The sequence below is a fragment of the Ilumatobacter nonamiensis YM16-303 genome, from assembly GCF_000350145.1.
In the GTDB taxonomy this organism is placed as follows: domain Bacteria; phylum Actinomycetota; class Acidimicrobiia; order Acidimicrobiales; family Ilumatobacteraceae; genus Ilumatobacter_A; species Ilumatobacter_A nonamiensis.
Genome location: NZ_BAOL01000181.1, coordinates 1 through 14,835, shown reverse-complemented (window position 1 = coordinate 14,835; position 14,835 = coordinate 1). Strand labels below are relative to the sequence as shown.

Here is a 14,835-nt window from a genome sequence, read left to right as displayed (position 1 = left end):
GTTCGCGCACGGAGCGCGGGAAGTGTTCACGAGATGCGGTTGGGGGGTGGGTGAGGGTTGATTCGGAATGGTCGCCCCGACGCGTCGGGTCGCTGGACGTCAGGATGCGGGATCCGCGGGGAAGCGTTCGGTGAGTTCCGTGCGGATCTCGAGGTGGCGGAGGAGGAACGCCCGCTCGTCGAGACGCTTCCGGCGGAGCCATCCGGTGACCTCGGCGTTGCACTTGCTCGTGTTGCACGAGCGGCACGCCGGGACGATGTTGTCGAGCGTGTACCGGCCACCGCGGGACAGCGCCAGCACGCAGTCACGTTGCATCGCGGTGTCCGTCCGGCCGCAGTAGGCGCAGCCTGCCCAGGCCTCTTCGAGCGCAGCCCACTGCTCAGGCGTGAGGTCGTGCTCGACGCGGCTCATGCGGCGTTGTCGTCGTCGTGCGGCGCGTGCTCGACGGCTCCGATGGTTCGCCACGCTTGCACGATACGCACCGGACTACATCCCGACCGGAGATGGGTGGCAGGCTGGCGCGATGGCCTACGAATTGCTGACGCTCGATCGACGTGACGACGGGGTTGCTGTCGTCACCCTTGCGAACGGAAAGGTCAACCCGCTGTCGCGCGAACTGCTGGCCGAACTCCGACAGGCTGCGGACGAACTCGCCGCCGACCTTCCGGGTGCGGTCGTCATCACCGGCGGGGATCGCATCTTCGCGGCCGGTGCCGACATCTCGCAGTTCGGTGGACCGGATGAGGCGGCCGAGATCGGCCCGGCGTTCCACGACACGATCGGTGCGTTTGCCGACCTTCCACGCTTCGTGATCGCCGCGATCAGCGGATACGCGCTTGGCGGCGGGTGCGAACTGGCGCTCGGTTGCGACTATCGGATCGCGTCGGAGAAGGCCGTGTTCGGGCAGCCGGAGATCCTGCTCGGGATCATCCCCGGTGGTGGCGGCACGCAGCGTCTGGCACGGGTGGTCGGTCCGTCGAGGGCGAAGGAGATGTGTCTCACGGGTCGCCAGGTCAAGGCCGAGGAGGCGCTGCGGATCGGGCTGGCGGACGAAGTCGTCGCGCCCGAGGAACTCCACGACCGTGCGCTCGCGCTCGCCGCCGACGTCGCCAAGGGTGCCCTGACCGCTCAGGCGATCACCAAGCGGGTCATCGACGCCGGACTGTCGACCTCGCTCGACGAGGGACTCGCCCTGGAGCGTGACGGATTCGTCGAGGTGTTCCGCACCGACGACTCACAGATCGGCGTGAAGAGCTTTCTCGAGCACGGTCCCGGCAAAGCCGAGTTCACCGGCAGCTGACGGTCACCGGTGAGCGTGGTGGCCGTCAGGTGGAGAGCGGTCGTTTGAGGGACCAGGCGTCGCGGGCGAGCCACAGGCCGAACGACGTGACGACCACGATCGCCGCGGACACCGTGGCGTAGGCGACCGTGCGGCCGAACGACTCGTAGACGAACCCGGTCACGACCGCCATGACCCCGGCCATCAGTGCTTGTGACGCTCCGAGCATTCCCTGAGCTCCGGCCTGACGGTCGTCGGGAATGACCATCCCGGCGCCGACGCCCGCTGCCGACACCGTGAGGCCGTCGCTCACGGCGTGGACCATCGCCAGTGCGAAGATCAGTCCGCCGGTCGGGAGCAACCCGTAGCCGAGGAGAAATCCGGCGCCGGCGAAGAGACCGATCGCGGAGAGCTTGAACGGCCCGAACGTCTGCGCCAGGCGTCCGCCGCGCGGACCGAGGAAGAACAGCGGGAGTGCGAACAGGGTGATCCCGAGGTTGGCGATCCACTCCGCCGTGCCGAGCTCGTCGTGGACCAGCGACCACAGCGCGTCGAAGCCGCCGATCATGATGAACCCGACTCCGGCGAGCACGGTGGCTCCGGCGAAGGGGCGGTTCGCGAGCAGGTCGAAGGCGAGACGTTTGCGCGGGCGATTCTCGATGCTCGTCTCGTCGACCGGTACTCGGGCGACGAACGGCAGCAGGATCAACGACGCGACCGCAACGACGATGAACGGCGAGGGGATCCCGAACGGCCCGACGAGGACGGCGGAGATCGCAGGGCCCATCGCAAAGCCGAACACGTCGGCCGAGAGCAGGCGACCGAGGTTGCTCCCGAGGTTCGTGGGGTCGGCGATGATGACGATCCTGCGCACGGCCGGTCCGGCTGCGCCGATGCCCAGACCGTTGATGATCCTCCCGAGCAGGATCGGGACGAGGCTGGTGCCGAACGCCATCAGGAGGAGGCCCGCAACGCTCACCAGCACTCCGGCGACGACGACGGTGCGGGCATGGCCGCGGTCAGCGAACGGTGCGAACAGGATCTGCGACACGAATCCGGAGAGGAAGCCGATCCCGATGATGACGCCGATCGCCGTCTCGTCGATGCCGTACTCGGACTTGTAGTCGTCGACGATCGTGAACAGCACGCCGTAGCCGGCGGCCATCGTGGCGTTGAGGCCGCCGAACGCGAACAGGATCGTCAGTGCCGACGGCCGTTGGGAGGGAGCCGAGCCTCGCCGACTCGACCGCCCGGTTCCCACCCCGCTGTCCTGCGTCTCGTGGTCAGGACGCAGCGTCATGGACGCAGCGTACGGCGGCGATGGTTCAGCCCTTGCGGGAGTTTCGGCACGTGTCGTAGACGTCCACGACGGATGTCGCGACCGCGTCCCAGGCGTACTTGGTCTCGATCAGGTCCTGTGCCTGTCGAGTGAGTTCCTGGGCGAGTTCACCGTCCTGCAGGACCCGCTCGATCGCATCGGCGAGGTCATCGGGATTGCCCGGTTCGAACGTCACACCGGCCCCGGTGTCGGCGATCAACTCCGCGAGACCGCCCGTACGGGCCACGATCAACGGTGCGCCGGCCGCCAACGCTTCCAACGCCACCAACCCGAACGGTTCGTAGAGGGACGGGATCACGACGCAGCCGGCGCGGTGCACGAGCTCGCGCAGGTCCGGCCCGCTCAGGAAGCCGGGGAGTTCGATCAGGTCGCTGACACCTTCGACGTCGATCTGAGTCTGCAGCTCCGGGAGATAGCTGCCCCGACCGGCGATCACGCACGACACCCCGGGAACCTGGCCACGCAGTTTCGTCATCGACCGGGCGAGGACCTGGAAACCTTTCTCGTACTGCACCCGGCCCCACGTGACCACGAGCGGCTCGCGGTCGGCGGGTCGATCGTGACCGCCCCACAGCGCCGGATCGATGCCGTTGGGGATCCGGACGACCTGTGCGGGGTCGAGTTCGAATCCGGTGACCAACTGGTCGACCATGAACGAGGTCGACGCGATCAGGCGGTCGGCGCGAAACGCCAGCCACCACTCGATCGAGTTGACGTCGGTCGGCTCGCCGATCGGGAGGTTGCCCCCGTGACGCACCCGCTCGGTTCCGTGCATCGTGAGTACGAAGGGAACCGCGTGGTGGCGGGCGAGCGTGTCGGCTGCCCAGCCGACCTGCCAGTCGTGGCCGTGCACGATGTCGGGCCTCCAGCCGGCGAGGGGGGAGTCGGCGTCGGTCGCGAGCTGGACGAGCGCGTGGTCGGCGGACGCAGTCAGTGCCAGGTAGCGCTCCTCGGGGATGTGCGGCATGTCGACCTCGGCGCGCAGCACCCGGATGCGTCCCGACTGTTCGGCCCGCACGTCGGCGTGACGGTGGGCGCTCGTGAGGACGACGACCTCGTGTCCCGCGTCGGCGAGTGCGCGGCACAGGCCGTCGACATGAGCCACCGTCCCGCCGGTTCGCCGCGGCGGGAATTCCCAGGTCAGCATCAAGACGCGCACGTCCCGAACCGTAACGGGGGTTACCGTGGTCGTCGATGACCTCGCGTGACCAGCTCGTCGGCGAGCTCGATCTCCATCTGTTCGCCGAGGGGACGCATCGTCGGCTGTGGGAGCTGCTCGGACCGCAGGGAGCCGTGTCGGGTGTCCGGTTCTCGGTCTGGGCTCCGAATGCGAGTGCGGTCGCGATCGTCGGCGACTGGAACGATTGGCAGCCCGAAGCACTCGAACGTGTCGACGTCAAGGGGCCCACCGGGATCTGGTCGGTCGTGTCCAACCGTGCCGGGTCGGGCGATTGCTACAAGTTCGAGATCACCACGTCCGAGGGGCGCACCATCCGCAAGGCCGACCCGATGGCGCGCCGGACCGAACGTCCGCCCAGCGATGCCAGTGTCGTGCCGGCGTTCGACGAGTTCGAGTGGTCGGACGACGAGTGGATGGATGGTCGAGGGTCCACCATCCGCGGCACCACACCGTTGCGGGTCTACGAGGTCCACCTCGGATCGTGGCGACGCACCGTCGACGATTGGGACGCTCTGGCCGAGCAGGTGGGCGAGCACGTGGAGCGTCTCGGCTTCACCCACGTCGAGCTGCTCCCGGTCGCCGAGCATCCGTTCGGGGGCTCGTGGGGATACCAGGTGTCGGGGTACTACGCCCCGACCGCGAGGTTCGGCGAGCCCGATGGTTGCCGCCGTTTCGTCGACTCCCTACACGGTCGCGGAATCGGCGTCATTCTCGACTGGGTGCCAGCGCACTTCCCCAAGGACGACTGGAGCCTCGGCCGGTTCGACGGGACACCTCTCTACGAGCACCCCGACCCACAGCGCGGCGAGCATCCCGACTGGGGTACCTACGTGTTCGACTTCGGGCGCAACGAGGTCCGCAACTTCCTCGTGGCGAACGCGCTGTACTGGCTCGACGAGTTCCACATCGACGGCCTGCGCGTCGATGCCGTTGCCTCGATGCTGTACCTCGACTATTCACGGGGCCCGGGTCAGTGGACGACGAACGAGCACGGCGGCCGCGAGCACCTCGAGGCGATTCGACTGCTCCAGGAGACCAACACCGTCGTCGGTGAAGAGTTCCCGGACGTGCTCATGATCGCCGAGGAGTCGACGGCGTGGCCGAAGGTCACGCGACCCGTTTCCGAAGGTGGTCTCGGGTTCAGTCACAAGTGGAATCTCGGGTGGATGCACGACACGCTCGGCTACCTCGAGCACGACCCGGTCCATCGACGTCACCATCACCACGAGCTCACGTTCGCCCAGATCTACGCCTACAACGAGCGCTTCGTGCTGCCGCTGAGCCACGACGAAGTCGTGCACGGCAAGGGCAGCCTGCTCGCCAAGATCGGTGGCGACGACTGGCAGAAGTTCGCGGGCTTGCGCGCCCTGCTGGCCTGGCAGTGGTCGCTACCCGGCGCGCCCCTGCTGTTCATGGGCGGCGAGCTGGCGCCGTGGCAGGAATGGAACGACGCGTCCGAACTTCCGTGGCACCTGCTCGATCACCCGTCGCATCGCGGTGTGCACGATCTGATCGTCGAGATCAACCGCCGCTCCGATTCCTTCCCGGCGCTGTGGCGGCGCGACACCGACCCCGCCGGCTTCCAGTGGCTCGATGCCGAGGATTCCGAGCACTCGATGTTCTCGTTCCTGCGGTGGGACGATCACGGTGCGGCGGCGATGGCGTGTGTTGCGAACTTCACGCCCGTTCCGCGCCCCGGCTACCGCGTCGGGCTGCCGTGGAACGGCGAGTGGGACGTCGCGATCGACACCGATGCGGCGGTGTGGTGGGGGAGCGGCTACCGATCGCTCGACCGGATCGTCGCCACGTCGGACGAACCGTGGCAGGGTCAGCCGTCGTCGGCCCTGCTCGACATCGGCCCGATGTCGATGGTGTGGTTGGCGAGCCCGCTCAGGCCGTGACGCCGACGGAACGCAGCGTGGCCGCGGCGTCCTCGGGAGCGACGATGTTGATCAGCACGCCCGTCCCGCGCTCGAAGCCGGCCTGCGTGGTGAGCTGCGGCCAGATGTGCATGTGCCAGTGGTAGTCACCGGTGTGCTGATGCGGTGCGGTGTGCAGCCCCAGGTTGAATGACACGTCGCCCAGCGCCTTGTTGAGGTGGGCGATCGAGTCGCGCAGTGCGATCCCGACGGCGCGCAACGACTGATCCGATGCATTCGGGAAGTGTGCGTGCTGTTCGCGGGGCACGATCAGCATCTCGTAGGGGACACCGCTCGCCCACGGACACATGACCACGACGTCGTCGTTGGCGATGACGATCCGCTGGTCGGCGGCCAGCTCGGCCTCGACGGTGGTCTCGAGCAGCGAGCCACCGGCGAAGCGGGCGAACGCGCGCTCCTCGTCGAGCACCTCGCTCGGCACGAACGGAAGCCCGAGGATCTGGCCGTGCGGATGCGCGATCGACGCCCCCGCCTCGCGGCCGTGGTTGACGATCACCTGGCTGTAGCGAACGAACGGCAGCTGCGCGTGTTCGGCGAGGCGGTGTTTGAGCACCCTCATCATCTCGACGGCGTGATCGTCATCGAGCAGATGCAGTCCGCCGCTGTGTCCGCGTTCGTACACGAACACCTCGTGGATGCCGCTCGCATCCGCCTTGACGTGCACCGGGCCGAGGTTGTGCACCGCGAACGCGTCGTCGCCATCGAAGGCCGGGTACCGGTTCGGTACGACGCGCATCGACCACGAGCCGTCCTCTTCCGCGGTCTCGATGGCCGGCGGGGTCTCCTCTTCGTTGCCCGGGCAGAACGGGCACGGTCGGTCGAGCTGCATGTCGTCGATCGGCGCCCGCGTGGCGAAGTCACTCGGACGTTCGGCCCGGTCGGGAACAATCGTCACCCATCGCCCGTTCAGTGGGTTCAGCCGCATCTGACTCATCGACTCATCAGGATACGACTCCCGCCACCAGGATGGGTGACATCCGCTGCGGAACTCGTCACGCGGCGACTACGGGTGGTCGTCTGACCGGTGTCTGTCCCGAGACTTGAGTCGGTCACCCGAGACATCGTCGATGATGTCCGAGGCCAGTGAACCGATCCGGGTGTCGCGTCGAGGCGGACCGGTGCGTTCGGCGAGCATCTCGTCGAGCATCATCTGCCGGTCGATCCGATTCTGGTTCCACCGGTGCATTCCCCACCCGATGATCGCGCCCACCGCGAACACGACGAGCCCACCGACCCCGTCCAGCCAGAAGTGGTTGCCGGTGACGATGATGCAGAACAGCGTGGCCAACGGATACAGCAGGACCGCGACCTTCGTCCATCGGCGGCGCAGGAGCGGCCAGACCGCCAGGGCGCACCACGTGGACCACCCGATGTGCAGACTCGGCATCGCCGCGTACTGATTCGAGATCGACGCGACCTCCTCGGAGTCGAAACGCCATGGCCCGCCGTACACGCTGAGCGTGTCGACGAAACCGAATCCGTTGTCACCGGTGAACGTCTTGTCCTTGCCGTCGCGGAAGGCGCTCTCGATGCACGCCCCGCCGAACTCGAAGTTGTCGAGAGTCGGGCACGGCTGGTCGAGCAGGCGTGGCGGCATCAGTGGGAAGAACGCGAAGCCGAGGATCGCGAGTGCGGTCATCGCCGCGAGCGCGTTGCGCCACTGCGCAAACACGTCCTTGCGCTTGGCGAACAGCAGCGCGAACACGGCGAGCGTGACGAAGAAGTGGGCGGTGCCGTAGTAGACGTTCCAGAACTGGATGAACCACTTCTGAGACAGGAACAGTTCCTGGATCGACTCCTCGTGGAACATCCCGAGCCACGTTTCGAGCTGGATGACCCGTTCGGCGTTGTGGAACGCTGCCTCGGGCACACCGTCCGCGGCGATCTGGTTCGATCCGAAGCGGTTCCTGGTCCACGAATAGGCCAGGTAGAACACGAGGACGATCAGGGCCTCTTTCCACCAGAAGAGCCGATGCACCCGCGCTGGTGCCTCGATCGCGGTGACCCCCTCGCTCATCAGCTCAGCGTATTCAGGTCTGGATTCAGCAGGTGCAGCATTTGTCGAGGAACGTTGCCCGCTCGACGAGTGCCCGCGTGATCTTGCCCGCGGCGACGAGACCGCCGCTGTCGGAGACCGAGACGGTGAAGGTGAGCCGACGCCCGTCGATCTTGTCGAGCACGGCTTCGGCGGTGACGCTCGCTCCGACCGGGGTCGGCTGCAGGTGATCGACGCGGATCCGCATCCCGATCGACGCGATCTCCGGAGCGAGCTCGTCGGCGAGTGCGGCCATGGTGGCTTCCTCGCACAGGGCGATCAGGCGCGGCGTGCCGAGCACATCGACGTCGCCGGAGCGAAGCGATGACGCGGTGTCCGGCGCGCCGACGACCAAGCTTGCAGATCCACGGATGCCGGTCTCGACTGTCACGAACAACGACGCTAACGCACCGATGATGACGTACCACCGTCCGGAGTTCGCCAGCCCGTCACCGCCAGGTCACGCGATGTCGTCAGCGGGTGACGTAGTCACCGAGGACGGAGGACGTGCGGTCGAGCGACGCCTGGAGCAGCTGACGCCGAGACTCGTCCAGCGTGTCACTGGCGAGATCCGCGAGCACATCGCGGATCACCCAACCGTTCGGCTTGTCGACCCATGTGGGCACCACCCGTGGCGCGCTGATCGTCACCACTCCGGCGCTGTCGATGTCGACATCGAACTCCACGACGGCGGCGTCCTGCGTCTCGGGCGGCCACTGCGAAGCGGCGGGATGGTTCGACAACACGTTGCCGAGTCCGTATGCGACCCAGACGCCGTTCACCTGCTCGATCGGCTGCAACACGTGGGCGTGATGTCCGACGACGAGGTCGATCGCACCGCCCGCCGTGATCGCGTCGGCGATCGCGACCTGCTGGTCGTCGGGTGCGGTCACCCCCTCGGTTCCCCAGTGCATGCTGACGACGACGACGTCGGCACCGAGGTCTCGGGCCGACTGAGCATCCTGGATGATCCGCGCCGGCTCGATCAGGTTCGTCCGCCACGGTTCGCCGGCGGGGATCGGAAGACCGTTCGTGCCGTACGTGTACGACAGATGGCTGATCGAGATGCCGTTCACGTCGAACACCGCGGGAACCGCCTCGAGCTCATTTCTCGCCATCCCCGACTGCCCCATGCCGTTCTCGGCGAGGACCTCGATCGTGCGGTCGATCCCTGCCACCCGGCGATCGAGCACGTGATTGCTGGCCGTGGAGCACCGGTCGTAGCCGGCTCGCGCCATCGCGCTGACGACCTCGGGTGGCACGCCGTACAGCGGATCGGTCGAGAGTTCCTCTCCCACGGGAACGATCGGGGTCTCGAGATGGCAGACCGCGAGGTCGGCCGCCGAGACGGTCGGGGCGATCGGAGCGAACATCGGGAAGAAGTCGTAGCCGTTGCCACCTGCGTTCTCCGCGGCGCCACGCCACAGGGGACTGTGCGGGAGGACGTCGCCGGTGAACGCCATGGTCATCGAGCGCGGTTCCAGCGGCACGTCGGTGGTCGTGGTCTCGGGTGTCGAAGCGATGGAATCGCCGGAGCCGGGGGCGCCAGTGGAGTCGGTGGCCGTCGCCGCTGTCGTCGTTGCGTCGATGGTCGTTGCTGAGCCACGGGCGTCGGGCGACGCGGGGTCGGTCGGCGCGCCGGTTCCCGCCTCGACCGAGCTCGTCGACGCGCTCCCGCAGGCGGTTGTGGCGAGCGCTGCGCACAGCCCGGCGGCAACGACTCGATTGAGCGTGCTCCCCACGTCTTCATTCTCGCATGGACCCCGGGACGGGATGTGGACCATCGTTTCGTAGGCTGGACGGTGTGATCGATCAAGACGTCCTGGAACGCGTACTCGCCGGTGCGACCTCGACCGGTGCCGACTTCGCGGAGGTGTACGCCGAAGACAAACGGTCGACCTCCGCCGGTCTCGACGATGGCCGAATCGAACAGGTCACGAGCGGCCGGGACCGTGGAGCGGGCGTCCGTGTCATCTCCGGCGAGACGACCGGCTTCGCCTACACGTCCGACCTCACCGAGGATGGACTGAACGTCGCCGCGAGTGCGGCTGCGGCGGCGGCACGTCAGGGTGGCGGCGGCGTCAAGACCGTCGGACTGACCCGAGCCGCGGCACATCGCCCCAACGCGATCGTCCACCAGCCCGACGCGATCGAGAAGGCGGCCAAGGTCGACCTGCTCACCCGGATGAACGAGGCGGCGCGGTCGTACGGTCCCGAGATCGTGCAGGTGTCGGCCGGGTACGGCGACAGCACCAAGCGGGTGCTGGTGGCGAACACCGACGGCGTGCTCGCCGACGACGAGATCGTGCGTACGTTGCTCCGGATCAACGCGGTCGCCAACGGTGACGGTGGCATGCAGACCGGGTACCAGTCGATGGGCCACACCGTCGGTTTCGAGATCTTCGACACGGTCGACGTCGAGGAGATGGCACGCGAGGCCGCTCGGCAGGCGATCACCAAGCTCGCGGCGCGTCCGGCGCCGTCGGGTGAGATGCCGGTCGTCATCAAGCACGGAACCGGTGGCGTGTTGTTCCACGAGGCGTGTGGGCACGGGCTCGAGGCCGATCACATCCAGAAAGGAGCGAGCGTGTACGCCGGCAAGGTCGGCAAGCAGGTCGCGAACCCGATGGTCACGCTCGTCGACGACGGCACGATGCCCGGCGAGTGGGGCACCCTCGGCATCGACGACGAGGGGCAGCGCACACAGCGCAACGTGTTGATCGAGGACGGCATCCTCACCGACTACATGTGGGACTTCCTGCGGTCCCGCAAGGACGGTCGACCGCAGTCCGGCAACGGTCGGCGCCAGAGCTATCAGCACCTTCCGATGGTGCGGATGACCAACACGTTCGTGATGAACGGTCCCGACGACGCCGACGACATCGTGGCCTCGACACCGAAGGGCGTCTACGTCGCCAAGCTCGGTGGAGGCAGCGTCAACACGGCCTCGGGCGACTTCGTGTTCGGCATGACCGAGGCGTACCTCATCGAGGACGGCAAGATCACCGAGCCGCTGCGTGACGGCAACCTGATCGGCAACGGACCGAAGGTGCTGCAGGACATCGACATGCTCGCCGACGACTTCGCGATGGGGAGCCCCGGCACCTGCGGCAAGGACGGTCAAGGCGTTCCCGTCGGCGACGGCCAACCCACGCTGCGGGTCAAGGCACTGACGGTCGGCGGCACCGCATCATGAGCGCGGTCGAGGACACCACCGCCGAGCTGCAGGCGGTCGCCGATCGGGTGATCGACCAAGCCGGCTCGGGTGAGCAGATCGAGGCCTTCGTCTCCCGTGGCGGAGAGACCGAGATCCGCGTGTACCAAGGCGACGTCGAGCACTTCGTCTCGGCCCAGGCGGAGGGAATCGGGATCCGCGTCATCCGTGACGGTCGGACCGGTTTCGCGTACGCCGGGACGCTCGATGAAGCCGCGGTGGCCGAGGTGCTCGCGGAGGCGCGATCCAACGTCGAGTTCGGAACCGTCGACGAGTTCGCCGGCCTCGCCGAGCCGGACGGGGTCGAGCCCACCGAGCAGACGCTGTGGAACGACACCCTCGCCGAGTACGAGACCGACCGCAAGATCGACATCGCGAAGAAGTTGGAGAAGCTGTCGTCAGGACTCGATCCCCGCGTGCGCGTCGACGATTCCAACTACGCCGACGCCTGGGGAGAGACCGCCGTGGCGTCGACTCGGGGGATCCGGCAATCCGGGCGCGAGAACGGCTGCTACGTGTCGGTGTCCACCCTTGCCGACGACGGTGAGGGCGACGACGCCGAGACACAGAGCGGGTTCGGATTCTCGGTCGGCAAGTCACCGGACGAGTTCGACCTCGACCGCGCCGCGCGCGAGGCGAGCGAGCGGGCGACCTGCCTGCTCGGCGCGACCAAGCCGGCGTCGAAGCGGGTCACCGTCGTGCTCGACCCGTTCGTGACCGCCCAGTTTCTCGGTGTGATCTCGTCGACGCTGAACGGTGAGGCGGTCGTGAAGGGTCGGTCGCTGTTCGCCGATCGTGTGGGCGATCAGGTTGCGGCGAGCGGCGTCACCTTCGTCGACGATCCGACCAACCCGCAGGCGTACACCTCGACCGACGTCGATGGCGAGGGCCTGGCTGCACGTCGGAACGTGCTGATCGAGGACGGCGTGCTGAAGCAGTTCGTGCACAACTCGTACTCGGCGCGGCGCGCCGGCGCTGCGTCGACCGGAAACGCGACCCGCGGCGGTTTCGCCGGCACTCCCGGTGTCGGATGTCTGGCGTTGTCGCTGGTCCCCGGCGAGCGTTCGCAGGCCGAGATCGTCGCCGGCATCGACGACGGCCTGCTCGTGCAGCAGATGCAGGGGCTGCACTCGGGTGTGAACCCGGTGAGCGGCGACTTCTCGACCGGCGCGGCCGGTCTGTTGATCACCAACGGTGAGATCGGTGCCCCCGTGCGCGAGTTCACGATCGCCTCGACGTTGCAGAAGATGTTGCTCGACATCGCCGAAGTCGGTGGCGACATCGACTGGCTCCCCATGCGCGCCGCCGGCATGAGCCTCGTCATCCACGACATCACCATGTCCGGCAACTGACCCTGCCACCAACCGACCGTTCCGTAGCACCGGCGCGTCACCCAGGCTCGTACCGCCACCCCACCCCACACCGCCCCCACCGCCCACCCCACCCCACACCGCCTCGTCTGGGGAAAATTCGAGTGATCCGGACGCCTGGCGTCTCGATCCCACGCAATTCGCGGCGACGCGATGGGACTCGGCCGAAATTGTGGGCGATGTGGTCGCCGAGAGTCTCGATCGCACGAAATTTCCCCGGCGGGGTGGGGTGGGTGTGGGGAGTGTGGTCGGCGCAGAGTGCGGGATTGCCGGGGTGCGAGGCGTGAACCGGGGCGAGGCGACGGCCGGTTCCGTGCCGATCAGGGGTCGTCGGGGCGGAGGTCGTCGAGGAACTCCTCGAACTGCGCGGCGAGATCGTCGGCGCTGGGGATCGCGGCCTCGGCCCGGCGGTCGAACTCGGCTTCGAGCATCCGGACGTACATCCGCAACTGTTCGTCACCCTCGATGATCTCGTCGTGCACGTCGCGCCAGGCATCGATCTGGTCGCTGAAGTCGACGGTGGACGGCACCCCGAGGACGTGGCTCAGATGGCGGGACAACGCATCGGTCGCTTGCGGGTGCTCGGCATTCATCAAATAGTGCGGGATGCCGACGCGCAGCGACACCGACGGGATGCCACGGACGTCGAGCGCTGCGTGGAGCACGCCGGCGATCCCGGTGATGCCCTCATAGGACGGTGCGACGAGTCCGAGCCGGCTGGCGAGGTCGGGGTTCGCCGAACTCCCGGTCACCGGCGGTCGACGGGTGTGCGGAATCGCCTCTGCCGCCGATCCGACGGTGACGACCGCCTCGCAGCCGAGCGCTTCCGCGACCGTGACGATCGACTCGACGTAGGTCGACCAGTACAGATGGGGCTCGACGCCCGCGAGCGACACGATGTCGCGATGGCCGGCGTTGCGCTGGAGCACGACCTCGTTCGACGGCCACTGGATCTCGCGAACACCGTCGTTGATCGCGACGAGCGGACGCTGCTGGGTGAAGTCGTAGAACGGGTCGGGATCGATCTCGCCGACCACCACTGCCTGTTCGTGATCGACGAACGACTCGACCGCGTGGCTCGCAGCGCCGGCGACGTCGAACCAGCCTTCGAGTCCGACCAGCATCACCGGTCGATCGAGCGCACCGATGTCGCCCGTCGAGAACTCGAGTACTTCCGTGACGTCCACGGATTCAGTCTGCCAGCGAGATCGAGCCGCTCGGGCCTCGAAGACGCGCGTTGGTGACGGGCACCAACGCGCCGGTTTCAGGAGAGGGTGGAGACGACGTGGTCGATCGAGCGGGTGAGCGCCTCGACGTCGCTCGGTTCGATCGCCGGGAACATCCCGACGCGCAGCTGGTTACGGCCGAGCTTGCGGTAGGCGTCGGTGTCGAGGATGCCGTTCGCGCGCAGCGCGGTGCACACGTCGCCGGCGTCGATCGCGTCGTCGAGGTCGATCGTGCCGACGACGTTCGACCGCTCCGCCGGCTCGGACACGAACGGGGTGGCCCAGTCCCGAGCCTCGGCCCACCCGTAGAGCGTCGATGCGGACTCGGCGCTCCGGCCGGCGGCCCAGGTGAGGCCACCGTTGTCGAGCATCCAATCGAGTTGGGCATCGAGCATCACGAGAGTTGCAACGGCTGGAGTGTTGTATGTCTGGTTCTTCGTCGAGTTGTCGAGCGCGATCTGGAGGTCGAGCGACGCCGGACGCCAACGGTCGGACGATCCGATCTCGCCGATCCGGTCGATCGCCGCAGGCGAGCATGCGGCGAGCCAGAGGCCCCCGTCGGACGCGAAGCATTTCTGGGGAGCGAAGTAGTAGACGTCGACCTCGGTCGGATTCCAGGTCAACCCGCCGGCCGCCGAGGTCGCGTCGACCGTGACCAGCGCGGTGTCCGCCGACGTCCCGGTCGGACGGCGCAGGTCCATCGCCACGCCGGTCGACGTCTCGTTGTGCGTGAGCGCGTAGACGTCGATGCCGTCTTCGAGGCTGAGCGTCGGGTGGGTTCCGACATCGCTCTTGACGACGGTCGGATCACCGAGATGCGGTGCTGACGCGCACGCCTCGGCGAACTTCGACGAGAACTCGCCGAACACCGCGTGCTGGCTGCGTTCGCGAACCAGGCCGAACGTCGCGACGTCCCAGAACACCGTCGACCCACCGTTGCCGAGCACGACCTCCCACCCGTCGGGCAGGTCGAACAACGTGGACAGCTTGGAGCGCACCGCCCCGACGAGGTTCTTCACCGGCGGCTTGCGGTGCGACGTGCCGAGCAACGTGTCCCGTGCGGCGACGACGGCGTCGACCTGCTCGTGGCGCACCTTGGACGGGCCGCAGCAGAAGCGGCCGTCGCCGGGCAGCAGGTCGGTGGGGATGGTGATCTGGTCGGGCGTTGCGCTCACCCGCTCAGCATGGCGCTCCGACGCCCATCCCCCAACCGCGGCGGGCCGTTCTCGTGAACAGTTCGCGCACGGAGCGC

At 67.6% G+C, this 14,835-nt stretch carries 13 protein-coding genes; 4 read left to right on the top strand and 9 right to left on the bottom strand.

Annotated elements, in window-relative coordinates:
• Positions 1-99: 99 nt before the first annotated feature.
• A complete protein-coding gene (locus ON45_RS15960) occupies positions 100-411 on the bottom strand; it encodes an HNH endonuclease (protein WP_040495002.1) in 312 nt (103 codons plus the stop codon).
• A 112-nt stretch (positions 412-523) separates the two neighbouring features.
• Here ON45_RS15960 and ON45_RS15955 point away from each other — a divergent pair, with 112 nt between their 5' ends.
• A complete protein-coding gene (locus tag ON45_RS15955) occupies positions 524-1,300 on the top strand; it encodes an enoyl-CoA hydratase/isomerase family protein (protein WP_040495009.1) in 777 nt (258 codons plus the stop codon).
• A gap of 25 nt (positions 1,301-1,325) precedes the next feature.
• Here ON45_RS15955 and ON45_RS15950 read toward each other — a convergent pair whose 3' ends face one another.
• Together ON45_RS15950 and ON45_RS15945 are read right to left on the bottom strand one after the other, a co-directional pair.
• A complete protein-coding gene (locus ON45_RS15950; RefSeq protein WP_040495000.1) occupies positions 1,326-2,579 on the bottom strand; it encodes an MFS transporter in 1,254 nt (417 codons plus the stop codon).
• Between the two features lie 25 nt (positions 2,580-2,604).
• The gene (locus tag ON45_RS15945; RefSeq protein ID WP_051063187.1) at positions 2,605-3,777 is read right to left on the bottom strand and encodes a glycosyltransferase family 4 protein; all 1,173 of its coding nucleotides are present in this window, start codon (positions 3,775-3,777) and stop codon (positions 2,605-2,607) included.
• Positions 3,778-3,812: 35 nt separating this feature from the next.
• On the opposite strand from ON45_RS15945, the gene glgB reads away from it, so the two are divergent.
• Positions 3,813-5,699: a 1,4-alpha-glucan branching protein GlgB gene (gene glgB / locus ON45_RS15940; protein WP_040494999.1), complete on the top strand. Its 1,887-nt coding sequence runs from the start codon at positions 3,813-3,815 to the stop codon at positions 5,697-5,699.
• Here the strand turns inward: glgB and galT are convergent.
• The 4 genes from galT to ON45_RS21685 all read right to left on the bottom strand — a co-directional run bounded on the left by galT (position 5,689) and on the right by ON45_RS21685 (position 9,515).
• The gene (gene galT / locus ON45_RS15935; protein ID WP_040494998.1) at positions 5,689-6,672 is read right to left on the bottom strand and encodes a galactose-1-phosphate uridylyltransferase; all 984 of its coding nucleotides are present in this window, start codon (positions 6,670-6,672) and stop codon (positions 5,689-5,691) included. The two genes, glgB and galT, sit on opposite strands and share 11 nt — an antisense overlap.
• A 69-nt stretch (positions 6,673-6,741) precedes the next feature.
• On the bottom strand, positions 6,742-7,755 hold the full coding sequence (locus ON45_RS15930) for a phosphatase PAP2 family protein (RefSeq protein ID WP_040494997.1): 1,014 nt from the start codon (positions 7,753-7,755) through the stop codon (positions 6,742-6,744).
• A gap of 25 nt (positions 7,756-7,780) precedes the next feature.
• Positions 7,781-8,164, bottom strand: coding sequence for a thioesterase family protein (locus tag ON45_RS15925; protein WP_051063188.1), 384 nt, complete (start codon positions 8,162-8,164; stop codon positions 7,781-7,783).
• 82 nt (positions 8,165-8,246) lie between these two features.
• Positions 8,247-9,515 carry a CapA family protein gene (locus tag ON45_RS21685; protein WP_158412455.1) on the bottom strand — a complete coding sequence of 423 codons (1,269 nt, stop codon included), beginning with the start codon at positions 9,513-9,515 and terminating at the stop codon, positions 8,247-8,249.
• A 62-nt stretch (positions 9,516-9,577) separates the two neighbouring features.
• On the opposite strand from ON45_RS21685, the gene ON45_RS15915 reads away from it, so the two are divergent.
• Together ON45_RS15915 and ON45_RS15910 are read left to right on the top strand one after the other, a co-directional pair.
• Complete coding sequence (locus ON45_RS15915) at positions 9,578-10,969, top strand: TldD/PmbA family protein (protein WP_040494996.1); 1,392 nt, start codon at positions 9,578-9,580, stop codon at positions 10,967-10,969.
• Complete coding sequence (locus ON45_RS15910) at positions 10,966-12,339, top strand: TldD/PmbA family protein (RefSeq protein ID WP_040494995.1); 1,374 nt, start codon at positions 10,966-10,968, stop codon at positions 12,337-12,339. The genes ON45_RS15915 and ON45_RS15910 overlap by 4 nt, the downstream gene beginning before the upstream one ends.
• Positions 12,340-12,677: 338 nt before the next feature.
• On the opposite strand, the gene ON45_RS15905 is transcribed toward ON45_RS15910, so the two are convergent.
• Entirely contained in the window at positions 12,678-13,544 is an 867-nt protein-coding gene (locus tag ON45_RS15905) for a PAC2 family protein (protein ID WP_051063185.1), read from the bottom strand.
• A 77-nt stretch (positions 13,545-13,621) separates the two neighbouring features.
• Positions 13,622-14,758, bottom strand: a complete 1,137-nt coding sequence (serC, locus tag ON45_RS15900; protein WP_040494994.1) for a phosphoserine transaminase — start codon at positions 14,756-14,758, stop codon at positions 13,622-13,624.
• Positions 14,759-14,835: the final 77 nt, after the last annotated feature.

Excerpts from the sequence above, each read along its gene's own strand:
- ON45_RS15960 (WP_040495002.1), bottom strand. The coding sequence starts at position 411 with ATGAGCCGCGTCGAGCACGACCTCACGCCTGAGCAGTGGGCTGCGCTC.
- ON45_RS15930 (WP_040494997.1), bottom strand. The coding sequence starts at position 7,755 with ATGAGCGAGGGGGTCACCGCGATCGAGGCACCAGCGCGGGTGCATCGG.
- ON45_RS15955 (WP_040495009.1), top strand. The coding sequence starts at position 524 with ATGGCCTACGAATTGCTGACGCTCGATCGACGTGACGACGGGGTTGCT.
- ON45_RS15950 (WP_040495000.1), bottom strand. The coding sequence starts at position 2,579 with ATGACGCTGCGTCCTGACCACGAGACGCAGGACAGCGGGGTGGGAACC.
- galT (WP_040494998.1), bottom strand. The coding sequence starts at position 6,672 with ATGAGTCAGATGCGGCTGAACCCACTGAACGGGCGATGGGTGACGATT.
- ON45_RS15910 (WP_040494995.1), top strand. The coding sequence starts at position 10,966 with ATGAGCGCGGTCGAGGACACCACCGCCGAGCTGCAGGCGGTCGCCGAT.
- glgB (WP_040494999.1), top strand. The coding sequence starts at position 3,813 with ATGACCTCGCGTGACCAGCTCGTCGGCGAGCTCGATCTCCATCTGTTC.